Annotated in this window: 21 protein-coding genes; 4 read left to right on the top strand and 17 right to left on the bottom strand. The window is 55.9% G+C overall.

Annotation, left to right across the window (positions count from 1 at the left end):
• Positions 1–171 precede the first annotated feature (171 nt).
• Positions 172–1,416 (top strand): multidrug effflux MFS transporter, encoded by a 1,245-nt coding sequence (locus GGR95_RS05550; protein WP_184563624.1) that lies wholly within the window; start codon positions 172–174, stop codon positions 1,414–1,416.
• 56 nt (positions 1,417–1,472) lie between these two features.
• Positions 1,473–2,873, top strand: a complete 1,401-nt coding sequence (locus tag GGR95_RS05545) for a helix-turn-helix domain-containing protein (protein ID WP_184563622.1) — start codon at positions 1,473–1,475, stop codon at positions 2,871–2,873.
• On the opposite strand, the gene GGR95_RS05540 is transcribed toward GGR95_RS05545, so the two are convergent.
• The 9 genes from GGR95_RS05540 to GGR95_RS05500 all read right to left on the bottom strand — a co-directional run bounded on the left by GGR95_RS05540 (position 2,870) and on the right by GGR95_RS05500 (position 12,980).
• Positions 2,870–3,586: a thermonuclease family protein gene (locus GGR95_RS05540; RefSeq protein ID WP_246423291.1), complete on the bottom strand. Its 717-nt coding sequence runs from the start codon at positions 3,584–3,586 to the stop codon at positions 2,870–2,872. The two genes, GGR95_RS05545 and GGR95_RS05540, sit on opposite strands and share 4 nt — an antisense overlap.
• A 113-nt stretch (positions 3,587–3,699) precedes the next feature.
• Positions 3,700–5,358 (bottom strand): choline dehydrogenase, encoded by a 1,659-nt coding sequence (betA, locus tag GGR95_RS05535; protein WP_184563620.1) that lies wholly within the window; start codon positions 5,356–5,358, stop codon positions 3,700–3,702.
• Positions 5,359–5,614: 256 nt separating this feature from the next.
• Positions 5,615–7,066, bottom strand: coding sequence for a betaine-aldehyde dehydrogenase (gene betB / locus GGR95_RS05530; protein WP_184563618.1), 1,452 nt, complete (start codon positions 7,064–7,066; stop codon positions 5,615–5,617).
• A gap of 64 nt (positions 7,067–7,130) precedes the next feature.
• Positions 7,131–8,312, bottom strand: a complete 1,182-nt coding sequence (locus GGR95_RS05525) for a BCCT family transporter (protein WP_184563616.1) — start codon at positions 8,310–8,312, stop codon at positions 7,131–7,133.
• Between the two features lie 75 nt (positions 8,313–8,387).
• Positions 8,388–9,896, bottom strand: a complete 1,509-nt coding sequence (betC, locus tag GGR95_RS05520) for a choline-sulfatase (protein WP_184563614.1) — start codon at positions 9,894–9,896, stop codon at positions 8,388–8,390.
• Positions 9,893–10,468 (bottom strand): choline-binding transcriptional repressor BetI, encoded by a 576-nt coding sequence (gene betI, locus GGR95_RS05515; protein ID WP_184563611.1) that lies wholly within the window; start codon positions 10,466–10,468, stop codon positions 9,893–9,895. Before betI ends, betC begins: the two co-directional genes overlap by 4 nt.
• Positions 10,469–10,537: 69 nt before the next feature.
• Positions 10,538–11,440, bottom strand: coding sequence for a DMT family transporter (locus GGR95_RS05510; protein ID WP_184563609.1), 903 nt, complete (start codon positions 11,438–11,440; stop codon positions 10,538–10,540).
• A gap of 39 nt (positions 11,441–11,479) precedes the next feature.
• On the bottom strand, positions 11,480–12,079 hold the full coding sequence (locus GGR95_RS05505) for a LysE/ArgO family amino acid transporter (protein ID WP_184563607.1): 600 nt from the start codon (positions 12,077–12,079) through the stop codon (positions 11,480–11,482).
• A 157-nt stretch (positions 12,080–12,236) separates the two neighbouring features.
• Entirely contained in the window at positions 12,237–12,980 is a 744-nt protein-coding gene (locus tag GGR95_RS05500; RefSeq protein ID WP_184563605.1) for a YebC/PmpR family DNA-binding transcriptional regulator, read from the bottom strand.
• 177 nt (positions 12,981–13,157) lie between these two features.
• Here GGR95_RS05500 and GGR95_RS05495 point away from each other — a divergent pair, with 177 nt between their 5' ends.
• Entirely contained in the window at positions 13,158–14,930 is a 1,773-nt protein-coding gene (locus tag GGR95_RS05495) for an SLC13 family permease (RefSeq protein WP_184563603.1), read from the top strand.
• A 110-nt stretch (positions 14,931–15,040) separates the two neighbouring features.
• Here GGR95_RS05495 and GGR95_RS05490 read toward each other — a convergent pair whose 3' ends face one another.
• From GGR95_RS05490 to mgtE, 4 genes are all read right to left on the bottom strand, one after another.
• Positions 15,041–16,813 carry an SLC13 family permease gene (locus tag GGR95_RS05490; protein ID WP_246423290.1) on the bottom strand — a complete coding sequence of 591 codons (1,773 nt, stop codon included), beginning with the start codon at positions 16,811–16,813 and terminating at the stop codon, positions 15,041–15,043.
• Between the two features lie 170 nt (positions 16,814–16,983).
• On the bottom strand, positions 16,984–17,796 hold the full coding sequence (locus tag GGR95_RS05485; RefSeq protein WP_184563599.1) for a TIGR00282 family metallophosphoesterase: 813 nt from the start codon (positions 17,794–17,796) through the stop codon (positions 16,984–16,986).
• Between the two features lie 123 nt (positions 17,797–17,919).
• Positions 17,920–18,471: a 5-formyltetrahydrofolate cyclo-ligase gene (locus GGR95_RS05480; protein WP_184563731.1), complete on the bottom strand. Its 552-nt coding sequence runs from the start codon at positions 18,469–18,471 to the stop codon at positions 17,920–17,922.
• Positions 18,472–18,473: 2 nt separating this feature from the next.
• A complete protein-coding gene (mgtE, locus tag GGR95_RS05475; protein WP_184563597.1) occupies positions 18,474–19,874 on the bottom strand; it encodes a magnesium transporter in 1,401 nt (466 codons plus the stop codon).
• Between the two features lie 124 nt (positions 19,875–19,998).
• Between mgtE and guaD the strand changes: the two genes are divergently transcribed.
• Positions 19,999–21,294: a guanine deaminase gene (gene guaD / locus GGR95_RS05470; protein WP_184563595.1), complete on the top strand. Its 1,296-nt coding sequence runs from the start codon at positions 19,999–20,001 to the stop codon at positions 21,292–21,294.
• A gap of 27 nt (positions 21,295–21,321) precedes the next feature.
• Here guaD and GGR95_RS05465 read toward each other — a convergent pair whose 3' ends face one another.
• The 4 genes from GGR95_RS05465 to GGR95_RS05450 all read right to left on the bottom strand — a co-directional run bounded on the left by GGR95_RS05465 (position 21,322) and on the right by GGR95_RS05450 (position 24,934).
• Positions 21,322–21,816 carry a CAP domain-containing protein gene (locus GGR95_RS05465; RefSeq protein WP_184563593.1) on the bottom strand — a complete coding sequence of 165 codons (495 nt, stop codon included), beginning with the start codon at positions 21,814–21,816 and terminating at the stop codon, positions 21,322–21,324.
• A gap of 5 nt (positions 21,817–21,821) precedes the next feature.
• Positions 21,822–23,159, bottom strand: a complete 1,338-nt coding sequence (locus tag GGR95_RS05460; protein ID WP_184563591.1) for an 8-oxoguanine deaminase — start codon at positions 23,157–23,159, stop codon at positions 21,822–21,824.
• Complete coding sequence (locus GGR95_RS05455; protein ID WP_184563589.1) at positions 23,156–23,965, bottom strand: inositol monophosphatase family protein; 810 nt, start codon at positions 23,963–23,965, stop codon at positions 23,156–23,158. Before GGR95_RS05455 ends, GGR95_RS05460 begins: the two co-directional genes overlap by 4 nt.
• Positions 23,966–24,082: 117 nt before the next feature.
• Positions 24,083–24,934, bottom strand: coding sequence for a LysR family transcriptional regulator (locus tag GGR95_RS05450; protein WP_184563587.1), 852 nt, complete (start codon positions 24,932–24,934; stop codon positions 24,083–24,085).
• Positions 24,935–25,020: the final 86 nt, after the last annotated feature.

The raw sequence follows: 25,020 nt of genomic DNA, 5'->3' as shown, positions 1-25,020 counted from the left end.
ATTGTTACTGCCATCCTTAACCGAGAGCGCGAAAGAGGCAAAGCCCGAACTAGCAAATTTGCAAAGCCTTTTCAGCATCAGTGCTGCAAATTGCAAATCAGCTAATCTCACGACGCACGGTCACAACTGACAACGCTAGACAAGGTCAGCCCTTCGGACTAACCCAGTTATATGCAAGAAACCCGAGAAGACCTGCGCCCCGTCAAACTGGGCGATAGACGGTCCCCGCCTCACATTATTACGCTTATTGTTCTCACGGGAATGTCCGCCTGTGTGATGAACATGTTCCTACCCAGCTTGCCCGCCATGGCACGGCATTTTGAAACCGATTACGCGGTGATGCAGCTTTCGGTTGCGGTCTATTTGGCGTTTTCAGCATTCTTGCAAATTTTTGTAGGCCCATTATCCGACAGATATGGCCGCCGTCCGCTTGTCTTATGGGGGTTGGGCCTGTTTATGGTGGCGACGCTGGGCTGTATTTTTGCGCCCAACATCGAAATATTTCTGGTATTCCGTATGATGCAAGCCGCAATTGCGACAGCAATGGTGTTGGGCCGTGCAGCAGTACGCGATATGTATACCCAAGACCAAGCCGCCTCCATGATGGGCTATGTCACGATGGGCATGGCCGTTGTCCCCATGATCAGCCCCGCCTTGGGTGGCCTGCTGGACGAATGGTTCGGCTGGCAGGCCGTGTTCTGGGCGCTGTTCGTCTTGGGCGGCTTAACGATGCTGCTGGCCTATGCAGATATGGGTGAAACAGCTGTGCCTTCCACCAAGTCCCTGACCGCACAGTTTGGCGAATATCCCGAACTCCTGCGCAGCCCTCGCTTTTGGGGTTATGCTTTGGCCTCTGGCTTTAGCTCGGGCGCGTTTTTCGCCTATCTGGGCGGCGCGCCATTTGTCGGGCAGGTTGTGTTCAACTTGTCACCTGCCCAACTTGGGATTTACTTCGGCTCTCCTGCCATCGGATATTTCGTCGGCAACTTCATCACCGCACGCTGTGCGGTGCGTTATGGCGTAAACCAATTGGTTCTCTGGGGATGCCTTGCAAACGCCGCTGGAGGCATGATTTCACTGCTGATCTTTCAGGCGGGTTTTGGTAACGCCAATACCTTCTTTGGCCTGATGACATTGGTGGGGTTGGGTAACGGGCTCTCCATCCCCAACGCTACAGCGGGCATGTTGTCTGTACGCCCCCATCTTGCGGGTACGGCTTCGGGCTTGGGCGGTGCAATCATGATCGGGGGCGGCGCAGGTCTCAGCGCTTGGGTTGGCGTTTTGCTCACCCCTGAAACAGGGGCTTTCCCGCTGCTGTGGATGATGCTGATCAGTGCCATCTTGGGTCTCTTGTCTATTGCGCTGGTGATGCACCGTGAAAAAGTGCTCAAGCGCAGGTCATCTGCCCCCTTGTGAAGCAAAGTTTGCAAAGTTAGTCTCGCTCCAACGCAGCGATTTGCAAAGGGCGGAGCATGGCCACACAAAAACTCTATGCTGGGGCCAAATTGCGCGAACAGCGTCTGCGCATCGGCCACACACAAAAAGACTTTGCCGCCCGTCTGGGTGTTTCCCTGCCCTATCTCAATCAAATGGAAAACAACAACCGCCCTGTTTCGACAACGGTGGTGCTGGCACTCGCGTCCGAATTTGGAATGGACGTGACAGAGCTGAGTTCGGGCGATAGCGAACGTTTGGCCAGCGACATGCAGGAAGTGTTGTCAGACCCGCTTTTCACCGGCGACATGCCCCCTTTGGCCGACATCCGGTTGGCTGCATCCAACGCACCGGGGCTTGCGCGTGCCTTTATCGCGCTACATCAAAACTACCGCCAAACCCATGAACGGCTGGCATCGCTGGATGAAGCATTGGGGCGCGAAGATGCACGTGCCTCGCCCAGCCCGTGGGAAGAGGTTCGTGATTTCTTTCACTATTGCGATAACTACATTGATGCTGTGGATCGCGCTGCCGAACATTTCGCGGTGCGTGCTGAAACCCCTGCACACATCCGCACCGTTGCCCAAGATGCCCTTGCCGCAGCGGGCCTGACGGTTGAGTTCAGCGATATGGATGCCCTACGCCTGCTGGATCACGACACAGCGACCCTCCATATTTCGGCCAATGCCCCACATGAAACGCAAACTTTCCAGCTGCTTTTGCAAGTCGCGCTTGCCCATCATGATGCCCTGCTGGAAGCCACGCTTGATCTGGCGCGATTCAATTCCAAGGCCGCCCGCGACATCGCCAAAATCGGGCTGGCCAATTATTTTGCGGGGGCCGCCCTGCTGCCCTACCGCGCCTTCCAAGACCGCGCCCAAAGCTGCCGTCATGATCTGGAAATACTGGCGCATCACTTTGGCGCGTCCATCGAACAGATTGCACACCGCCTGTCCACCCTGCAACGTACAGGCGCCAAAGGCGTACCGTTTTTCTTTGTCCGCGTGGATCAAGCTGGTACAATCACTAAACGCCACTCAGCCACGCGGTTACAATTTGCGCGCTTTGGCGGTGCCTGCCCCCTGTGGAATGTGCACCGCGCGTTCGAGACACCAAACCAATTCCTCCGTCAACTTGCAGAGACGCCTGATGGGGTACGATATATTTCAATTGCCCGCGACATATCCAAATCAGCGGGCCGTTTTGGCGCCCCCATGCGCCGCTTTGCCATCGCCTTGGGCTGTGAAGTGCGCCACGCGCCGCAACTGGTCTATGCAGATGGATTGGACCTCAGCCGTGACACCGCATTTGAGCCCATCGGCATTTCCTGCCGAATTTGCCCCCGCAAAACCTGCCACCAACGGGCCGTGCCGCCCCTTGAGCGGAACCTTGTCGTAAATCCTGACAGGCGCGACATCCTGCCTTATAGCGTCGATTAGCGCCGCGCCTTGCGCCAACCAGCCGCACGTGCCGACGCCTCCGTACAGAACCAACGTTCACCCTTACGCTCGTTTATTCTGGTACGGCTATAATAATATTGCCCTGGCACGTGATAAATCTTCACACCCTTGGCGCTGATATTTCCCTTAATGTTGCACGTGCCGTTGGTCTGGACAGGTTGTGTACGGCGCGCTTTGCGGTGCGCGGCGGGTGTTTGCATTTTCACCGCATGTAGCCCGCGATCATTAGCAGCGGCCTCACGCTCAATCTCCACGTAATCCGCCCCGTATTGCACATAGGCAAAGGCAAACCCTTCACTGACGAGCCAGCCACCGATGTCCTCACCCAACGCCGTACAACGCGCAACAACACGACCGTAGCGGTCAATGTCCATCTGCTGGCACTGTGCGCTTGCGCCTTCATAGCGGTCGCTGACAACCTTGGTCACCCAGCCGCCACAGGCCCAATCTTTGTCCTGATTCGTCTCGCAGGTTTGATCACTTTCGGGCGCATCAACGGCATGCAGGCGCACCTTTACGCCCCCCACTTCAAATGTATCTCCGTCAATGACACGCAGCTTACCACTGAACTCCTGCGGGCTCAGATTTGCTTGCAGGCCACCACCAAACAGAGCGAATGCAAGCGCCGTACAGCCAAGCAATACAGCGAAACGCCAGTGGCGCACGAGAGAGGAAAAAGGTTCAGCCTTCAAGGCTGTCTATGCAGGATATTCATCCTGCAAGAATACATCGGAAATTAATAAAGGTTAACGACGCGTTAACCTTTATTAAACAATTCTACCTACTGTGGCTTCGCCGTTAACCTTTACCGCTGCTCGGTTTCCCACTGCGGATGTATCCAAGGCACGTCATTCGACGCTGCCAAGGGATCTTTACCCAGCACATGATCCGCAATCTTTTCCCCGACCATGATAGAAGGCGCATTCAAATTCCCGTTGGTGATACGCGGAAAGATCGAGCTGTCGGCAACCCGCAGCCCCTCAACCCCAATCACACGGCCTTGCGCATCAACCACGGCGTCAGTGTCATTCACGCTGCCCATTTTGCAGGTGCCGCACGGGTGATACGCGCTCTCTGCATGTTCACGCACAAAAGCATCAATATCCGCGTCCGATTGCACTTCCGCCCCCGGCTGGATTTCATGTTTGACGTAAGGCTTAAACGCCTCTTGCCCAAAAATCTCTCGCGTCAGACGGATACAGCGACGCCATTCCTCCCAATCATCTTCATGGGACATATAGTTAAACAAAATCTTAGGATCGTCTTCCGAATTACCTGATCGCAACGAAACCCGCCCTCGAGACTTTGACCGCATTGGCCCCACATGCGCCTGAAACCCATGCCCCTCTGCCGCGGCTTGCCCGTCATACCGCACAGCGATGGGCAAAAAGTGATACTGAATGTCAGGATACGCAACTCCCGCCTTAGAGCGGATAAAGGCCGCGCTCTCGAATTGGTTGGAGGCGCCCATGCCTTTTTTGAAGAACAGCCACTGCGCCCCGATGACGGCCTTCGACAACAAGTTCCAGTGCTTATAAAGCGTGATCGGCTGGCTTGCCGCCATTTGCATATAGACTTCAAGGTGGTCTTGCAGGTTTCCGCCCACCCCTGGCCTATCGGCAATCACCTCGATCCCATGTTCCGCCAGATGCGCCGCAGGCCCAATCCCTGACAACATCAACAATTTAGGTGAATTGATCGAGGAAGCCGCAAGGATCACCTCACGCCGCGCACGGATCACTTCGGTCTTGCCACCCCGTTTCACTTCAACCCCAACGGCACGGCCCTCTTCAATCACAACCCGCTGCGCAAAGGCGCGGGTGATTTCGACGTTCTCACGTTTTAATGCGGGGCGCAGATAGGCATTGGCCGCCGACCACCGCCGCCCGCCATGCACCGTTTGCTCCATCGGGCCAAAGCCTTCCTGCTTTTGCCCGTTGTAATCGTCAGTGGTTTCATAGCCCGCTTGTTTACCAGCCTGCACAAAAGCGTCAAACAACGGGTTCTCACGCGGACCACGGCTCACGTGCAGGGGGCCATCCTTGCCACGCCAATAACTGTCGCCGCCATGCCCACCGTCATGCCACGTCTCCATCCGGCGGAAATAGGGTAACACATCGGCATAGCTCCATCCGTCAGCACCGCTATCGCGCCAATGGTCATAATCCATCGCGTGTCCGCGCACGTAAACCATCCCGTTGATCGAGGACGACCCGCCAATCACCTTGCCGCGCGGCACAACCAGCTTGCGCCCGTCCAGATGCGGTTCCGCCTCGGACATGAAACCCCAGTCATAGCGCTTCATGTTCATCGGATAGCTGAGAGCAGCCGGCATCTGAATGAACGGCCCCGCATCTGTACCGCCATGCTCGATCACCAGAACAGAAGCACCTGCTTCGCCCAAACGGTACGCCATCGCGCAGCCCGCGCTGCCCGCCCCTACAATTACAAAATCAGCTTCCATATCCACTCTCACTTCCAATGATTCCACGGTGGGTCAAGGAGGCCAAAGGCCCCCGGCGCATGCCGGGCTTGTCCTTGAGGCATCGGGGAATCAACCCATCCTTGTCGAGGTGACTTGAGGATCACATTGATCCCTCAAGCACCTCTCAGCCAAACGGGATTGACCTCTCAACCATCCCCGCATTGAATTTCTGCGAGAACACCCGCGCCACACCCCAAGAATGGGATGCGCGCAGCGCCCCGTCAGATCACGCCTGCTAGAACGGTGCTTCCATATCACCCATGCGGACATAGACCGATTTTACCTGACTATAATGCTCAATCGCAGCCTTAGAGTTTTCGCGGCCCACACCCGATGCTTTCACCCCGCCAAATGGCGCCTCAACAGGGGCGTCATTATAGGTGTTGATATAGCAAGTGCCTGCCTGAAACCCTGCGGCGACGCGGTGCGCACGGCTTAGGTCGCGGGTAAAGACACCCGCAGCCAGGCCAAACTCCGTATCATTGGCACGCGCCAACACATCCGCTTCATCGGTGAAATCCAGCACAGCCATCACAGGGCCAAAAATCTCTTCGCGGGCGATGGTCATATCGTCGGTCACATCGGCAAAAACGCAAGGCTGCATATAAAACCCGTCACCCTCAATTGCCTTACCGCCATAAACCAAACGCGCACCTTCGGCTTCGCCTTTGGCGATATAGGACAGCGCGATGTCGCGTTGTTGTTTGGAAACCATCGGGCCAAAACTGGTGGCTGGGTCCATCGGATCGCCTATCACAGCATTGTCCAACCGCTCGGCCAAGCGTGCAAGGAATGCTTCTTTGATGTCCGAATGCACAAACACGCGGGTCCCGTTTGAGCAGACCTGACCCGAGCTATAAAAATTACCAAGGATCGCACCCGAGACGGCGTTTTCGATATCCGCATCTTCAAATACGATCATCGGGGATTTACCGCCCAATTCCATTGTCACGTGCTTCATCTCCGCTGCCGCCGCCGCATAAACCTTGCGGCCCGTAGGTACAGACCCCGTCAGCGATACTTTGTCCACACGGCTGTCAGTGACCAATGCAGCTCCCACATCGCCCAAACCTTGGATGACATTATACAAGCCCGCCGGTAGACCCGCTTCGTGCAAAATCTCGGCCACTTTCAAGGCGCAGAGGGGCGTTGTCTCAGACGGTTTGAAAATCACAGAGTTCCCGCAAGCCAGCGCAGGCGCGCCCTTCCAGCAAGCGATTTGCGTGGGATAGTTCCACGCGCCGATGCCCACACAAACGCCCAGCGCCTCGCGGCGGGTATAGACCCAATCTTCGCCCAGCTGGATATGCTCGCCTGTCAGGGTCGCCGCCATGCCACCGAAATACTCCAATGCATCCGCGCCAGATGTCGCATCCGCCACCGATGTCTCTTGATAGGGTTTACCCGTATCATAGGTTTCCAAAACGCTCAGGTCATGGTTGCGCTCGCGCATGATATCGGCGGCACGGCGCAAGATGCGGCCGCGCTCGGTCCCGCTCATTGCGGCCCATGCGGCTTGGGCCGCTTTGGCCGAGGCAATCGCATGCTCAACAATTGCGGGCGTTGCGGCATGTACTCTTGCGATGACAGCCCCCGTTGCCGGATAGAACACCTCAATCGGTGTTCCTGCGATATCGTCTATATATTGGCCGTTGATAAAATGGCTGGCGATGGGTTGGGTTTGCATAATTATCTCTTTTGTCAGAGGGGGTCCCGCAAGGCGTTCCCTGCGGGACCAGTTATTTAGAAGTTCAGTTCAGCGGAGCCGCCTGCCCGTCCAGATCGCTCAGGCGGTGGCGTTTGACGAAGAACATGTAAGCAAGCGCGGCCAGATACATGCCGATCACAACTGTGCCGACCCATTGGATTTGCAACCATTGGCTTTGGAACAACAGCGTCAGCACAAACAGGCCAATGGCATTGGCGAACACATAAGACACCACGCCGAAACGTTCGGTCGTGAGGTTCAGGTTATCGGTGTAAAGGCGGATCAGTGAGTCAAACGAGTTGATCACAAACACAATGCCCACAATTGTCATCGCCCAATTAGGCAAACCTGCCGTACCAATGCCGTTCAGGTGGTAGTAATACAGCACCGAAAACCACAGTCCCAAGGGGATGGACGGGAAGATCAGCAAAGCCGCCAACAGTTGATAGGTTTTCAAACCACCGACAAAGCGGCTTACGAATTGGCCGATCATAATGGACCAAGCGAACCACCAGAACAGGTAGAATTCATGATAATCCGTCAGCGGGATGATGAACTTGTGAATATTGGTGAAATACCCGCCGATGTTGCTGGAGGTGCTGGCCAAATCACCGACACTCATTCCTGCATTGAGGAACATAAAGAGGATTAAACCAAAGAACAGCACGGTGGAGCTGACCGACAGGACCTTGACGAACTTGATGTCAGTCGAGCTGAACGCCGCGACAAGGATCACAAGGAAGCAGATCAAATAGAACACAGGCAAGATCGTTTCGCCGTCGCCCACTTCGGCAATGTAATACGGCATATAGATCAGGAACAACGCCCCCGTGAAGGCACAGGTGGTGATGATCACGATGTTGTTGAGGATTTTTACAGCGGGAATTTCAAAGAACTTCACCCGCGGTTCAATCGCGCAAAAATAGAAGGTGGTAAGGAAGTAGAACGCCCAGATCAGAAAGCCCCAAAACCCGAATTCCAGCGCCAGCGGATTGGTAAACCCATAGGCAGGCTCGGTCGCGACATCTGCGTATAGCGGATAGTCGAACGCCAGCGGGAACATGATCAGTCCCACATCAAGGCCGGATGTGAAGAGGATTGCGATGAACACAAAAAGCGAGACAGGTTGTGTGCCCGTCAGCGTCAGGTTCCACCATTTGATGGTACAGAAGATCACCAGCGCAAAGGCCATGATCACTCCAAAGGAAATGATTGAGGTTAACATTTTAGTCCCTATCGTTTTGTTCGGGTGTTTTATACTCTCTGACGGCCCTGCACCCATCGGCACCGCCAGTATTCGTTATTCGCCGCGTGGGAAGCGTTTGTTCTCTTCCAGCACATTCAGGTCCATATGGTTGCGCATATAGGCCTCAGAGGCATCGCGCAGCGGCTGGTAATCCCACGGATAATAGCCCCCTGATCGCAGCGCCTCATATACCACCCATCGGCGGGCCTGTGATTTGCGCACATCGGCGTCATAGGCTTCCAGATTCCAGCGTGCTTCGGATTTGGCGCGCAATTGGGTCACGGTGCCTGCATGGGCGGGCACCTGTGCCAGATTGGTCAATTCATGCGGGTCCGTTTCCAGATTGAATAGTTGATCAGGGTCCAGCGCACAGCGGTTGTATTTCCATTTGCCATAGCGCAGTGAAACCATTGGCGCATATGATCCCTCAGCGGCATATTCCATCGCGACAGGCGCGGTCCGCTCCACGCCCTGCCCCATCGGTACAAGGCTCTGCCCTGTTGTCCATTCCGCAACCTCAGACATATCCACGCCTGCCAAATCACAAAGCGTCGGACAAATGTCGATGTTGCTAACAGGCGTGGTTTGCAGCCCCGTCTCCATCTGCGGCGCAGCGATCATAAGCGGCACCCGCGCCGAGCCTTCAAGGAAGCTCATTTTGAACCACAATCCCCGTTCGCCCAACATGTCGCCATGATCCGAGACAAAGACGATAATCGCCTCTTGGCGCGTGTTTTCTAGCGTTTGCAGGATTTCACCAATCTTGTCGTCCAGATAGCTGATGTTGGCGAAATATGCGCGACGCGAGCGTTTGATATCATCTTCGGTGATGTCAAATTCGCGCCAGTTATTGGCATCAAAGATACGCTGGGAATGAGGGTCGTGATCCGCATAGGCCATTGCAGGGATTTCCGGCAGCAGGTGCTCGCAATCCTCGTATAGATCCCAATATTTCTTGCGCGCGACATAGGGGTCATGCGGATGGGTGAAACTGGCAGTCAGGCACCACGGACGGGCATCCAATCCACGCGACAGCTCATAAATCTTACGCGTGGCCTCATAGGCAACGGCATCATCATATTCCATCTGGTTGCTGATTTCGGCCACGCCTGCGCCTGTGACACTGCCCATATTGTGATACCACCAATCAATCCGCTCACCCGGTTTGCGGTAATCAGGGGTCCAGCCGAAATCGGCAGGGTAGATATCAGTGGTCAGGCGGTCCTCGAACCCGTGCAATTGGTCAGGGCCGACAAAATGCATTTTTCCAGACAAGCATGTGTAATACCCCGCACGGCGCAAGTGATGCGCATATGTGGGGATCGAAGAAACAAATTCAGCCGCGTTGTCATAGACACCCGTGGCAGAAGGAAGTTGCCCTGACATAAACCCTGCCCGCCCGGGCGCACAAAGCGGCGACGCAGTGTAAGCATTTTCGAAACGGGTTGAGCGCGCCGCCAGTTTTTTGAGATTAGGCGCGTGCAGCCAGTCAGCGGGACCATCAGGAAACAGCGTACCGTTCAACTGGTCCACCATCAGAATAAGGATGTTCGGCTGGCTCATGCGGGGTCTCCCAATAGCCGTGCAAGCATTTTCAGGGCAGCACGTTCTGCCGCCTCACGCGAACTGTCATCCGACAGCGCTGCTCGCAGATAAAGCCCGTCAATCAGCGCCGCCAAGACATCCGCATCCGCAAGGGGCGTCTTGCTCAGCGGGCGCAATGCATGTGTCAGGTTTGACCGCAGCCGCGCCTGATAAAGCATCAGCAAGCGTTTCGTTTCTGGCTGGGTGGGGGCCGCCGCATACAACGTCATCCACGCGCATACGGTTGCGGGCGCAAAACAGGTTTCATCGAAACTGGCGGCGATGATCGCTTCGACCCGCGCACGCGGGGTTTGGGCGTCTGCAAGGTGCAATCGAACCTGCGCGCCGAATTCAGCCAAGATATGGCGCATGGCAGCAAAGAGTATCTGGTTCTTGCCGCCGAAATAGTGATGCGCCAAAGCCGTGGACATGCCCGCCGTTTGGGCAATCTGTTTTACAGTCACGTCAAGCGATTGGGCACGCCCGATCTCGGCGATTGTTGCCTGCACCAATGAGGCGCGGCGCAGTGGCTCCATCCCTAGTTTGGGCATCAGAATCGGGTCATGTTAAACATGCCACTTAGGGTGCGGGTTTTAGATTGATCCGTCAATCAATAAAAATTACCCTTTTATTTCAGGCATATCCGGTGTCACTCGGCGATTTAGAACCGCTTCACGTAGAGTGATAAACAGAACCGACCCAAGGATAACAACACCACCCACAGCCACCCATATATCCACGGGTTCATCGAACCAGATCACCCCCAGCAGCGTCGCCCAGAGCAATTGCAAGAAGGTCACCGGCTGCGTCACAGTCATTGGCGCGGCAGCAAAAGCCAGTGTCATGGTATAGTGACCAGCCGTTGCAAACACAGCAACACCCGCCAATATCGCTAACTCGCGGGTATTGGGCGTGATCCACTCTGCATATGCAAAAGGTGCCAATCCAATGGTCACAAAGACAGAGAGCAAGGTCACCACAATCGCTGGCTTAACTTCGTCTACCAGCACTTTGGCCAATAGATAGCTGCCTGCAAAAACGACTGCCGCGATCAGCATCGCGATATGGCCATCGCTTACTTCACGAAAGCCTGGACGCAAAATAATAGCAGCGCCAATCAACCCCATGACAACCGCCACGATACGCCGCATGGCCAACCGCTCTCCCAAGAAAACGGCAGCGCCGATGGTGACATAAATCGGCGCAAGGTAGTTCATGGCGGTCACTTCGGCGATCGGGATGCGCACCATGGCGAAAAACCACAACATAACGCCCCCCGCATGGAAAAATCCACGCAGGGAAAACAAAGTCCACTGGCGGCGGGTCAGCTTTGCCGCACGGATCGACTTAATGGCCGGCAGTAAAAACACCAACCCTATCGCATAGCGCAAAAACGCAGCCTCGCTTGAGGGCAGTCGCGGCCCCATGGTTTTCACCAAAGCATTGACCATGATAAAGCTGGCGCCAGTGACCAACATCCAGAAGATGGCAACAAGCGGGCGTGGGGGTGGGCGTGTAATCATACCGCGAGATGACCGTAATACATCAGGCGGCGCAAGAGCTTAGTTAAAAAGAAGCGATGCCGCTATGGCCCACATGGTCAAGGCAATCAACGCATCAAGGATTCGCCAACTGTTCGGCTTGGCAAACAACGGCTCCAACAGACGCGCGCCATAGCCCAGCGCAAAGAAAAAGCTAAAGCTGGCAAGAACCGCGCCAGTACCAAAGGCAACCCTGTCGTCATATTGTGCCGAGATGGTGCCCAGCAAGACAAGCGTATCCAGATAAACATGCGGATTAAGCCACGTCAGAGCCAGCAACGTCAGCAGCGTGCGGCGCAGGCTTGTAGCCGCCTGCCCCTCTGCCCTCAGGCCGCTGCCCCCGCGCCAAGCACTGATTGCATTGCGCGCGCCATACACAATCAGGAATGCCGCGCCGCCATAGCGCATCACGGGTTCAAACCACGGCACCATTTCCGCCAAAGTGCCAATGCCCGCCACCCCAGCGGTAATCAGCAACGCATCTGACACAGCACAGGTCAGGCACACCCAGAACACATGTTCGCGCCGCAATCCCTGCCGCAAGACAAAGGCGTTCTGCGCACCAATCGCAAGAATCAAAGACAACCCGAGAAAAAATCCCGGTACGAAAGATGAAACCATTTAACCCTCACTCCATACGCCTCAAACGCGTCAGAATTTCTAACCCCAGCGCCCCACCCTGTCCAGACGGGTCAAACCTGACGCTGCTCACCACATACAAACGAAAAAGCCGCCGCATTTCTGCGGCGGCTTTTTCAGCATTCAAACCAAAACCGGTTTACTCAAGCGCTTCCATGACTTCGTCAGAGGCTTCGAAGTTCGCTGTCACACGCTGCACGTCGTCGTCATCTTCCAGCGCATCCAGCAGCTTCATCAACTTTTCCATGCCTTCCAGATCCATCTCGGTGTAGATGCTCGGCCGCCAGATCAGCTTTGTCGAAACCGACTCGCCCAGTTCTGCTTCCAATGCATTTGACACATCGTTCAGGTCGGTATCGGCACAATAGATCACATGGCCGTCTTCTGACGATTCAACATCTTCCGCGCCCGCCTCAATAGCGGCCATCATCACTGTGTCTGCATCGCCGATTTCCGCAGGATAGGTCACTTCGCCCATGCGGTCGAACATGAAGCCCACGCTGCCTGTCTCACCCAGATTGCCGCCGTATTTGGCAAAGGTTGACCGCACATTCGAGGCGGTGCGGTTGCGGTTATCTGTCATTGTCTCAACGATCACAGCCACCCCATTCGTGCCGTAACCTTCATAGCGGATTTCTTCGTAATCCTCCGCATCGCCGCCTGTGGCCTTCTTGATCGCGCGATCAATGTTGTCTTTAGGCATCGACGCTTGCTTGGCTTCTTTCACTGCCAAACGCAGGCGCGGGTTTTTGTCTGGATCAGGCTCGCCCATCTTGGCGGCCACTGTGATCTCCTTGGAGAACTTTGAAAACATCTTTGAGCGCAACTTATCCTGACGCCCTTTACGGTGCTGGATGTTTGCCCATTTGGAATGGCCTGCCATGGATTATCTCCGTCTGAGGTATATTTGTTTGACGCGCTTATAAAGCAGGGGCCATGGGGGCCGCAAGGCTCACACCTGCTGTAGGACCTGCGAAACCATGCCAATCATAAGATAAAAGCCGCTGACTCCGTCCCATTCCCCCTTGTTCTTCTCTTGCTGCTGAAACACTGTGCGCGAATGACACAAGATCAAATCACACTTTTCGCCCTTTTCGGCGCCGTCTTCGGCCTCCTCCTCTGGGGTCGCTTCCGCTATGATATCGTAGCATTTTCCGCATTAATGGCCGGAGTCGTGCTGGGGGTGGTCGATAGCAAAGACGCCTTTGCCGGTTTCGGGCACCCTGCCACATTGGTGGTGGCGCTGGTGCTGGTTGTCTCGGCGGGCTTGGTCCGTTCTGGGGCCGTGCTGCTAATCACCCGCACGCTGGTTGATTCCTCACGTTCCCTTGGGGCGCATATCACCCTGATGGGGGCCGTTGGCGGTATCCTCTCTGCGTTTATGAATAACGTTGCGGCGCTTGCGCTACTGATGCCCGTGGATATTCAGACCGCCCGCAAGGCAGGCCGTTCGCCCGGTTTATCGCTGATGCCTTTGTCCTTTGCCACGATCCTTGGCGGCATGGTCACCCTGATCGGCACACCGCCCAACATCATCATCGCTGCGATCCGCGAAGAAAGCCTTGGCGCGCCCTTCAAGATGTTTGATTTCGCTCCTGTTGGCGGTATCGCGGCTATTGCAGGCTTGGCTTTTGTGGCGTTGATCGGATGGCGTTTGATCCCTGCACGTGAAGATGGAGGCATCTCTAGCGAAGACTTGGACGCCTATATCGCCGAATTGGTTGTGCCCGAAGACAGCAAACACATCGGTAAACGCCTGTCCGAACTGCAAGAAACTGCCGACAAATCAGACGTAATCATCATCGGCCTGATGCGCGATGGCAAACGCCGCTATGGCCGCGCCCAAAACACCGAACTGCGCGCGGGTGACGCGCTGGTGCTGGAGGCAACTCCCGATGCATTAGATGAATTCCGCTCAACCCTTGATCTGGCCGTTGCTGATACCGCCCGCGAAGAGCGCCTGCGCGCCGATGGCGAAGGTGTTGAGATCGTCGAGGTCGTTGTCACCGCCGAAAGCCGCCTTGCAGGCCGTACCGCGCAAGCTGTTGGCCTTGCGTGGCGACAGCGCAGTATTCTGCTGGGCATTTCGCGCCGAGGCCGTAAAATCAATTCGCAACTGCGCACCACCAAGCTGGAAGCAGGGGATATCCTGCTGCTGCTGGTTCCGCGCGATACAGGTGCCGATGTCACCGAATGGCTGGGCGTTCTGCCGCTGGCCGACCGTGGATTGGCCGTGACCGAAAACAGCAAAGTCTGGCTGGCCATCGGGATGTTCGCAGGGGCCGTTGTGGCGGCTTCGCTTGGTTTGATTTACCTGCCGGTTGCACTGGGGATCGTCGTTGTTGCCTATGTTTTGGCCAAAATCGTCCCTCTCTCGGAACTCTATACCCATATTGAATGGCCCGTTGTGGTTCTGCTCGGCTCGATGATCCCGCTGGGCGCTGCGTTGGAGAAATCCGGCGGCACCGAACTCATCGCAGGCTCGCTTGTCAGTCTTACCCAAGGCATGCCCGCTTGGGCCGTCCTGACCGTATTGATGATCGTCACGATGACGCTATCCGATGTGCTGAACAACACCGCCACCACCATTGTAGCGGCCCCTGTCGGTATCCAGATGGCCCAAACGATGGACGTGAACCCTGATCCCTTCCTCATGGCTGTGGCCATTGCCGCCTCTTCCGCCTTCCTCACGCCGATTGGTCACAAAAACAATACCCTGATCCTCGGTCCCGGCGGCTATGGATTTGGCGATTATTGGCGTATCGGTTTGCCCTTGGAAATCATTGTGGTTGCGGTCTCTATCCCCGCCATTCTGGTATTCTGGCCCCTCTAAAATAGAAGAAGGGGCTGCGTCTTACCAACGCGGCCCCTTCTTACTTCGTGCTTTTCAATGAGCAAGCTATGGCGGCATTGCCGCCATAGGGCCTAGAGGCCCCCTTCCCCTCACCAGAACAACGGTATCATCGCACTGGCAATCAACGACATTGTGAGGTTGAGCGGTATACCCACGCGCATAAAGTCGGTGAACTTATACCCACCCGGCCCGTAGATCAGCGTGTTTGTTTGATAGCCGATTGGCGTTGCAAAGGCACAAGACGCCGCAATCATCACAGCGACCACCAAGGCACGTGCATCCATGCCCAACGCATCTGCCAATGAAATGGCAATCGGCGTCATGATAACCGCCACAGCATTGTTAGACACAATTTCGGTGAAGATGGTTGTCATGAGGAACACACAGAAGATCACAACCCCGGGCGGCATCGTACCCAGAGTAGGCGACACAGCGTCCACAATCATCTTTACGGCCCCTGTATGCTGCAAAGACGCCCCGACACACAGCATCGAGAAAATCAGAGCCAGCAACCGCCCGTCGATAAAGCTAAAGGCTTCATCCGCATCAATACATCCGGTGACCAGTACAACCGCCACCGCAATCACGGCCAGCATCAGGATCGGTGCGACGTTCAGCGCCGCTAGGATAACGATGGCGGCCAGTGCGCCCACGGCAATGGGGGCATGGCCACGTCTAAAGGCACGCTGCGAAGGTGCGCTGACGTCAACCATGTCCATGTCCACGGACAGGCGGTTGATATCCTCGGCGGCCCCTTCCAGCAGCAGCGTATCACCGACACGCACCACCAATTCATCCAACTGCCGTCCGATGTTCTGGTTGCGACGGTGTACCGCCAGAGGATACACACCATAGCGGCGGCGCAAGCGCAGCGCGCCAAGGCTGCGGCCGATCATCTTGCATCCCGGTGTAATCAGAACTTCAACGGTTGTTGTCTCCACCGCAGACACCTGATCCACACGCTTCAACTCTGGTGTGGCCTGCAGGCTGAGCAGTTCCGCCATTTGGGTACGCAATACGATACGGTCACCCGTCTGTAACTTCACGTCTTTCAGGTTACGCCGCAACGAGGCATCCCCGCGCACAACGTCAATCAACCGCACGCCTTCGCGTTTGAACAGCTGTACGTCCAAAACTTCGCGCCCAATCAAGTTTGACTCAGGCGGGATAACCGCTTCTGAAAAGAATTTCATCTTGGAACGGTCATTCAACATGCCAGCCAGACTATCCCGTTCAGGCAAAAGCCGACGGCCAATGGTGGCCATATAGATCAGGCCCCACGCACAAACTACCAACCCGATAGGCATGATTTCGAAAATCCCGAAAGGCTCCATGCCTTGCGATCGGGCAACACCGTCCACCAGAAGGTTGGTCGACGTACCGATCAAAGTCAAAGACCCACCCATAATCGCGGCATAACTCAGCGGGATCAAAAGCTTGGAAGGTTTGGTGCCCAGCGTCTTGGACAGCTGCACCACAACCGGGATCATCACAACAACAACAGGCGTGTTGTTCATAATTGCAGAAGCGCCCATCACCGACAGGATCACGCCAATCACCGCCAGTTTAGGATTTGTGCGGGCATATCGTTCAGCCATGCGGGTGAGAACTTCCAGCGCGCCAGTGCGCACCAATGCCCCCATCACAATAAACATCGCAGCAATCGTCCACGGTGCCGAGTTCGAAAGCACCATTTGCGCGTCAGCATAGGGCAGTAGCCCCAGCGCCAGCAATGCGGCAGCCCCTGCGATGGCGACAACTTCGGTAGGCAAGGTCTCTCGCAGGAAAAGGATGAACATCACCCCAACAACGGTGAGAGATAAAACTGCCTGTGTGAATTGAGAAAATTCTAACAAAAACATAGGTCCAATCCTGATTAACTCTCTCTTTTCGCCGATCCCAAGCAACACAGCAAGCATTGCTTTGCCAATGCCCGCAGAAGTCACCCCCCGCAGCACATCGGCATCAGCACCGCATTTTTCAGTTCAAGCTCGCTAACTGCGGCGATCTCCGCTCTCTCAGGTGGATGTGATCAAGGCGCGCTTTGCTGCAGCTTTCCGCCTTGTCGCACAGGTACAACCCGTGTGGCGCGGCCCGTGCGGTCGTCGGTTTCAATATAGACCCCAGACAGCGTCGCCTCGCCATTGGCGGGTGTGAAACGATCCTTTGGCATACCCGTGATAAAACGGCGCAAAGGTTCGGTCTTTTCCATGCCAATCACAGAATTATAATCGCCAGACATTCCCGCATCAGACAGATAAGCTGTCCCCGCAGGCAAGATCATCGCGTCTGATGTCGGCACATGGGTATGTGTCCCCACCACCAGCGACGCACGGCCATCACACCAATGGCCCATCGCCATTTTCTCGGATGTCGCTTCACAATGCATGTCCACAATGATGGCATTGGCCATACCGCCCAGCGGGTGGGATTTCAGCACAGCATGCAGCGCGGAAAACGGATCATCGAACGGGCGTTTCATAAACACTTGCCCCAAGGCCTGCGTGACCAAAACTTGTTTGCCGGTACGCGTTTTAAACAAGCGTGCGCCTTTGCCCGGTGCATTTTTGGAGAAATTAAGCGGCCTGATGATGCGCGGCTCTTGTTCGATATAGGACAGCATGTCCTTTTGATCAAACGCATGATCGCCCAGCGTCAGACAATCTGCCCCCGCATCCAGCAGGTCTTTGGCATGGCTGCCCGAAAGCCCCATTCCAGAGGTCGCATTTTCACCGTTCACAACGATAAAATCGAGTTTCCATTCAGTCCGCAAACGGGCCAGATTTTCGCTAATGGCGCGGCGCCCAGCGCGGCCCATTACATCACCAAGAAAGAGTATTTTCATGGTACTATCGCTACGCGGCTACGCCGCACGGTGCAAGAGCCAAGGCAGATGTAAAATCACCCTCCATGCCTAGAGCTTATATTTTTCAAAAAGTAGATAGGGATTTTCTAGAATCCCATTTCCTCAACCGATCTCGATCACACCCGTTTCTGTCACAATCAGATCAAGGGGTTGGTCCGTTTCCTCCAGCGGGGCCGCCGCCACTTCCTGCCCTGCAAAAGCAAAGCCGATGGCCAATGTGGCTCTCTTTGCGCGCAGCATTTCTAATGTGCGGTCATAAAACCCGCCGCCATAGCCCAACCGCCCGCCGCGCCGGTCAAAGCTCAGCAAAGGGACAATCAGAATTTCTGGTTCAAAATAATCTAACGCGGCTGGCACCTCAGCACCAAAAGGGCCTGAAACCATCGGGCTATCGGGTGTCCAAACCGCAAATTTCAGTGGCTGCGCAGTCGCTTGGATCACAGGCACCCCAACGCGGCCATGGGCGCTGGCTTCTGCCATGGCTGCGCGGGGGTCGATCTCGGTACGGATCGGCATGAAACCAGACAAGGGCACGCCGCGGTACCCTGCCAAGACTTCGCTCAAATACCCCGCTTGCGCTTTTGATGCAGACGCGAACAAGGGTTTGCGCCTCGCAAAAGCGGCTTTGCGGGCGTCCGCCTTGATCTGCGCCAGTGTCAAAGAAGAACCGCTGCAGCAAGCCCGAGAAAGGCAAAGAACCCGACAACATCGGTCACCGTTGTCACAAAGGCCCCCGAGGCCAAAGCAGGATCAACCCCCACACGTTCCAGCAGGATCGGAATGCCTGTGCCCGCCAAACCCGCAATGACCATGTTGATTACCATCGCCACCGCGATCACGCCGCCCAGCGCAGGAGAACCGAACCAGATAATCCCTACAATCCCCATGATGACGGCAAAAATCGTGCCGTTGATCAGCCCCACCAAACATTCCCGCCGGATCACCCGCCACACGTTTGAGCCGGTGAGGTCTTTCGTGGCCAAGGCGCGTACAGCTACGGTCAGGCTCTGCGTGCCCGCGTTCCCCCCCATCGAGGCCACAATCGGCATTAGCACAGCCAGCGCCACAATCTGCGCCAGCGCCACTTCGAATTGCGAAATCACCATTGAAGCAGCAATCGCCGTCAGCAGGTTCACCGCCAACCATGGCAGACGCTGTTTCGTTGTCTCAATCACGCGGTCAGAGAGCGAGCTTTCACCAACCCCCGCAAGGCGCAAAATATCTTCCTCATGCTCTTCATCCAAAACCGCCATCGCGTCGTCGATGGTAATCACACCAATCAGACGGCCGTCTTCGTCCACAACAGGCGCCGAAATCAGGTGATATTGGTTAAACGCATACGCCACATCGCCTTCATCACGGGTGGCGGGGATGATCTGAAATGAGTCCTCCATCAGCGCGGTGAGCAAAGTGTCGCGTTTTGAGCGCATGAGCTTGCCCAGTGTCACGTTACCTACCGGATGCAAACGCGGATCAACGACGATGATGTGGTAAAACTGGTCAGGCAGCTCTGCTTCGGGTGTTGCACGCAGATGATCAATGGCTGCGCCGACGGTCCAATGCTGCGGAGCCATCACAACCTCGCGCTGCATCAAACGTCCCGCTGAATACTCGGGATAGCTCAACGCTTGTTCTACGACCGCACGGTCAACATCGTCCAACGCTCCCAACATCGTCGCCTGCTGGGCGTCCTCAAGGTCTTCGAAAATATCGACAACGTCATCGCTGTCCAATTCGCGCATGGCTTCTTGCAAAACCTTCGGCGCCAATAGCGAGACAACTTCGTCACGGATGCCTTCATCCAGTTCAGACAGGATTTCACCGTCGAACTCATGACCGTATAGGCGGATCAACCGCGCTCGATCAAAGGTGTTAATTTGCTCCAAAAGGTCGGCGATGTCGGCCGCGTGCAGCGGTTCCATCAGCTCGATCAATTTTTCGCGGTCTTCGATCTCTACCGTATAGAGAATCGCGGCGACATCACGCTTGCCCAGCACATAGGCCTCGGCTTCGTCGGTTTCGGGGTTCGCATCTGTTTCGGCTACTTGATCTGACATAATTAATACCCCTTATAAAACGCCTATCTGCTTAAGCGGATAGCACAAATTCCACAATGGGCGCAAAGCAATCTAGGGGCATCTGCCCATTGATTGGGCCGCAAAAACAGGTCATCTTGTTGCAATGAACACACAAACACTCCTCACGGGCCAAACTCTTACCTTTAGCGGCAATCCTTTTGAGATTCCGTGGGAAGATTGCATTCACATCAATCGCACTGGCGCTGTCTTGCTAGACGCGGGGCGCATTGTGATTGTCGGAGATGCCGAGACGCTCAAAACCCAGCACCCACAAGCAAAAACGATCTCTTATGGCGATGATCTGATCTGCCCCGGATTTGTGGACGCACATACACATTACCCCCAGACCGCCATGATCGCGAGCTGGGGAAAACGGCTGATTGACTGGCTCAACACCTATACTTTCCCTGAGGAAGCGCGCTTCAGTGATCCCGAATATGCAGAAGCGATTGCCACCCGTTATCTGGATCTAACAGCGGCGAACGGCACAACCACGATGGCATCATTTGCCACGATCCACCCCCATAGTGTGGATGCGCTGTTTGGCGCGGCGCAAAAGCGGGGGCAATGTGTGGTCACAGGAAAAACCTGCATGGATCGCAACGCCCCTGATGATCTGCGCGACACCGCACAATCCGCATATGACGACAGCAAAGCCCTGATTGAGTGCTGGCATGGCAAGGGCCGCGCACAATACGCGATCACACCAAGGTTTTCCCCCACGTCCACGCCCGAGCAGATGTCAGCACTGGGGGCGCTCTGGGCCGAGAACCCTGACTGCTTGATGCAAACCCATCTAAGCGAGCAGACCGACGAAATTGAATGGGTGCGAAGCCTCTATCCACAGGCGCGTGATTATCTGGACACATATGAAGCACATGGGCTGCTGGGCGCACGCGGGCTTTATGGCCACTCGATCCATTTGACCCCACGTGAAATTGACCGGCTTGCCGAAGTCAAAGGCCGTGTGATCCATTGCCCAACGTCAAATACATTCATCGGGTCCGGTGCGCTGAACCTGCCTGCGCTGGCGGCGCGTCATATTCCGCTGGGGTTGGCGACAGACACAGGTGGCGGGTCCTCCTTTTCCATGTTGCGCACGATGGCCGCTGCCTATGAAGCAGCGCAACATCACGGGCAGGCCCTACATGCTGCGCAGCTGATCTGGCTGGCTACGGCAGGATCAGCAAATGCACTCCACTTAGGCCACGAAATCGGCAGTCTGACGGCTGGCAACTACGCAGATATTGCAGTGCTTGACCTCAAATCAACCCAAGCAATCAACCAACGTGCCAACCGCTCGGGCTCGGTCTGGGAGGATGTCTTTGCAACGCTGATGATGGGAGATGACCGTGCAATCCGTGCGACATGGATCGCTGGTGTTGCGGTGCATGGCTAGGCAGATACGCTTCACACCACTAGCAAATCAGCAGTTATCGCCTGCAAGTATCTGAACCCAAATGCCATTCTTCTGCGCCATCCCAAAGGCGCTGACATTTTTGTTAACTATGTTTTTGTGGTGCGCCGGTGATCCGGCCCACCCTGCCATGATCTTGCTTTGACTGTTGTATTTAGACCCTTCGCCCAAATTTTCCGTAACGGTGCACCACTTAAAGCCCGCTTTGGTTGCGCGTCTTCCCGGTGTTGATCCATCACTTCCGATGTGGCCATAGGTTCCGTTGGCCACAAGATCCGATACATGCGCACGCGCCGCCGCATCCAAACGCCGCGACCTCTGAATAGGCTTGCGGCTTGCTTTTGCACGGATTGCATTAACCTGTGATTGTGCTGATTGCCCTTCAGCAAACTGGGGGGCCGCCGCCACTGGTGAAGCCCCCCCCGTGCTAGACCCCGTGCCATTGCAAGCTGCAAACATGAGCAATGGAATCGCCACAGCAATCGAAAATACAAATTTATTCATAGTCTTTAACCTAACTTAACAGCCAATTCGTTCTGACGTCTGATGACGCCTTCCAAATCAACAGTGGTGATTTGCCCCTCTCGGACTACACCACGACCGTTAACAAAAAGATCACGCACGGTTGTTGGCCCCGCCAACAGCAACGCCGCGTGGTCCCATGACCCTGCCGCATGCACACCCGACATATCCCAGATCGCAATATCCGCACGCTTTCCAACAGCCAAACGCCCGCAATCAGGACGGCCAAGTACATCTGCGCCGCCACGTGTTGCAATTTCCAGCGCTTCACGCGCACTCATCGCGTCAGCGCCCAGCGCCACACGCTGCAACAACATCGCCTGCCGCGCCTCTAGCACCAGATTGCCCGCATCATTGCTGGCCGATCCATCAACACCCAACCCCACTGGCACCCCTGCATCACGCATAGCGCGCAAAGGCGCGATACCACTGCCAAGGCGGCAATTCGAACAAGGGCAATGGGCCACCCCCGTTCCCGTGCTTGCAAATAGCGCAATTTCCGATGGATCAAGCTTAACGCAATGGGCGTGCCACACATCCTCGCCGACCCAGCCAAGGCTCTCTGCGTATTGCCCCGGTCTGCATCCGAAAGTTTCGAGGGAATAGGCGATGTCTTCGTCGTTTTCGGCCAGATGCGTGTGCAGCATCACGCCTTTATCGCGCGCCAAAACCGCAGCATTGCGCATCAAATCCGTGCTGACTGAAAACGGCGAACACGGCGCAATCCCGACGCGGCACATAGAGCCCTCGGCAGGGTCATGAAATGCGTCGATCACACGGATGCAATCTGCCAGAATCGCGTCTTCATTTTCGACCAGCGCATCAGGGGGCAAGCCGCCAGCGCTTTCGCCAATACTCATCGCGCCGCGTGTGGGGTGGAACCGCAGGCCAATTTCAGACGCCGCGTGAATTGTATCCTCCAGCCTTGATCCGTTGGGATAGAGGTACAGGTGGTCCGAGCTGAGAGTGCAGCCAGACAAGGCCAGTTCCGCCAAACCAACTTGGGCTGAAATGAACATATGCTCAGGCGTGAACCGCTGCCAGATCGGATAAAGCGTGCGCAGCCAACCAAACAGCAGCGCATCCTGCCCGCCCGGCACAGCGCGTGTCAGGCTTTGATACAGATGGTGGTGTGTATTCACCAAACCGGGGGTCATCAGACAGCCCGAAACATCGACCACATCCGCCCCTTCAGGCGCTTGCAAGGCAGGGCCGATTGCGGCGATCACACCATCACGGATCAGAATATCCTCACCCGCCAGTTCGCGCCGCGTGTCGTCCATTGTCAGGATCGTGCCTGCGCCGCGCAGGAGCGTCACAGTCATGACGCGTTAGTCTTCTGTAAAATCGCCAATGCTTCGGCGTGAATTTCGGCGTTTGCCGCAGCAAGGGCACGACCCCCGTTATGGGCGGGTCCACCTTCCCAATCGGTAACAATGCCCCCCGCCGCCCGTATCAACGCCAGCGGGCCTTGGATATCATAAGCGTTCAATCCCGCCTCAATCACCAAATCGACCTGCCCAGAGGCCACAAGCGCATAGGCGTAACAGTCCATACCGTATCGGGTCAGCTGCGCATGGCTGGCAACGGCCTGAAATGCAACGGCGTCGGCGGGTGTGCCGACCTCGGGAAAAGTTGTAAACACAATCGCCTCTGACAGGGGCCGTGCGGCGCGGGTGCGGATGGTGCGACGGCTGTCGCCTCGAATCAACTCGGCCCCCTTTGGCGTGCCGATAAATCGCTCCCCGATATAGGGTTGATCGACGATGCCAATGCTTGGACCTGTCTCATCACCCACAGCAATCAGTACGCCCCATGTCGGCGTCCCTGCGACAAAACCGCGTGTTCCGTCGATCGGATCAAGCACCCAAGTCAACCCGCTGGTGCCGGCCTTGACTCCCATTTCCTCGCCCAGAATGGCGTCTTGGGGGCGGTACTGGGCCAGCACGTCACGCATGGCGGCCTCTGCCGCCCTGTCCGCCACTGTGACAGGATCATAGCCGCCTTCCAGTTTGTTATCAGCGCCCAGATTATCACTGCGGAAATAGGGCAAAATCACATCACGGGCGGCATCCGCCAGCAGATGCGCAACACGGGTCAGCTCTTCGCTCAGGTGTGGATCATTTTTCATAGTCAAGTCGTCTCACTCACGCAGCAATCGTGCAATACATGAAGTACAATAGCGGCGAAAATTAGCACATTTTTCGCTTTTCTCCGATTGCAGTGGGCAAGGTCACAATCAGGCCCTTCACTTCAACGCAAATTTGGTGATCAGCAGGTTCACCAACGCCTCCAAAGGAACCGAGCCTTTTCCCTCTGATTTGTAGAGGTTTATTTGCTGGACTGGCAAATCGGGTAGCGCGCCTGCGTGGTCGATCCGCTCCATCTGCAGAGGTTCTGAGCCCTCAATCGCCGTGTGCACGGCCAAATCGGCGCTTACAGTGGCGTGGATTGCGCTGTCGTTGTCTGATTCAACAACCATTTCCCACGCGATGTTATCAGCATCCAACGCCGACACGACAATCGGGCGAAAGCTGCATAAGCGGCCGTAGGCGATGTTCAGCGGGCGCTGCCGCCACGCCGCCCCGCCGGGTGCACCGACCCAGTGTAAAGGCCGTTTGGCCAGCGTAATGCCGCCGCTGTCTGGTGTGGTTTCGGTCGTGAGAATAACGTCACATTCCCCTTTGGCGAACATCTCTTTCAATGTATTCGTATGCGAGGATTCCAGCACAATACGGATTGCAGGAAACTGCGCGGTGAACTGCTTGAGCACCATTGGAATATCTGGATAAACAATGTCGTGGGGCACCCCCAAACGCAGCACCCCGACATATTCCTGCGCCGTCAGCCGCACCACGGCTTCGTCATTTAGCGCAACCATGCGCCGTGCATAGCTGAGCAGTTGATCACCGCTGGCCGTAAACGCAATCCCGCGGCCGCTTCGGTCCAGCAGTTGGACATCCAACAATTCCTCCAACCGCTTAAGCTGCATTGAAACAGCAGACTGTGTCAGATGCAAAAAACCAGCCGCACGGGTGACGCCGCCTGCGTCTGCGACGGCCACCAGTGACCGCAAAGTGCCCAGATCAAGATTTCTCATACACGCTCCAGCATCTCACACATCACCAAATCCAATAACACCCATCACAATCATTCATTTTCATGATCTATCATCTTCGCCCATAC

The sequence above is a fragment of the Sulfitobacter undariae genome, from assembly GCF_014196805.1.
GTDB classification, from domain to species: Bacteria; Pseudomonadota; Alphaproteobacteria; order Rhodobacterales; family Rhodobacteraceae; genus Sulfitobacter; species Sulfitobacter undariae.
This window is presented reverse-complemented; position numbering and strand designations above follow the sequence as displayed.

Coding starts and splice junctions, on each gene's coding strand:
- GGR95_RS05550 (WP_184563624.1), top strand. CDS start 172: ATGCAAGAAACCCGAGAAGACCTGCGCCCCGTCAAACTGGGCGATAGA.
- GGR95_RS05545 (WP_184563622.1), top strand. CDS start 1,473: ATGGCCACACAAAAACTCTATGCTGGGGCCAAATTGCGCGAACAGCGT.
- betA (WP_184563620.1), bottom strand. CDS start 5,358: ATGGAAGCTGATTTTGTAATTGTAGGGGCGGGCAGCGCGGGCTGCGCG.
- betB (WP_184563618.1), bottom strand. CDS start 7,066: ATGCAAACCCAACCCATCGCCAGCCATTTTATCAACGGCCAATATATA.
- GGR95_RS05525 (WP_184563616.1), bottom strand. CDS start 8,312: ATGTTAACCTCAATCATTTCCTTTGGAGTGATCATGGCCTTTGCGCTG.
- betC (WP_184563614.1), bottom strand. CDS start 9,896: ATGAGCCAGCCGAACATCCTTATTCTGATGGTGGACCAGTTGAACGGT.
- betI (WP_184563611.1), bottom strand. CDS start 10,468: ATGCCCAAACTAGGGATGGAGCCACTGCGCCGCGCCTCATTGGTGCAG.
- GGR95_RS05510 (WP_184563609.1), bottom strand. CDS start 11,440: ATGATTACACGCCCACCCCCACGCCCGCTTGTTGCCATCTTCTGGATG.
- GGR95_RS05505 (WP_184563607.1), bottom strand. CDS start 12,079: ATGGTTTCATCTTTCGTACCGGGATTTTTTCTCGGGTTGTCTTTGATT.
- GGR95_RS05500 (WP_184563605.1), bottom strand. CDS start 12,980: ATGGCAGGCCATTCCAAATGGGCAAACATCCAGCACCGTAAAGGGCGT.
- GGR95_RS05495 (WP_184563603.1), top strand. CDS start 13,158: ATGACACAAGATCAAATCACACTTTTCGCCCTTTTCGGCGCCGTCTTC.
- GGR95_RS05490 (WP_246423290.1), bottom strand. CDS start 16,813: ATGTTTTTGTTAGAATTTTCTCAATTCACACAGGCAGTTTTATCTCTC.
- GGR95_RS05485 (WP_184563599.1), bottom strand. CDS start 17,796: ATGAAAATACTCTTTCTTGGTGATGTAATGGGCCGCGCTGGGCGCCGC.
- mgtE (WP_184563597.1), bottom strand. CDS start 19,874: ATGTCAGATCAAGTAGCCGAAACAGATGCGAACCCCGAAACCGACGAA.
- guaD (WP_184563595.1), top strand. CDS start 19,999: ATGAACACACAAACACTCCTCACGGGCCAAACTCTTACCTTTAGCGGC.
- GGR95_RS05465 (WP_184563593.1), bottom strand. CDS start 21,816: ATGAATAAATTTGTATTTTCGATTGCTGTGGCGATTCCATTGCTCATG.
- GGR95_RS05460 (WP_184563591.1), bottom strand. CDS start 23,159: ATGACTGTGACGCTCCTGCGCGGCGCAGGCACGATCCTGACAATGGAC.
- GGR95_RS05455 (WP_184563589.1), bottom strand. CDS start 23,965: ATGAAAAATGATCCACACCTGAGCGAAGAGCTGACCCGTGTTGCGCAT.
- GGR95_RS05450 (WP_184563587.1), bottom strand. CDS start 24,934: ATGAGAAATCTTGATCTGGGCACTTTGCGGTCACTGGTGGCCGTCGCA.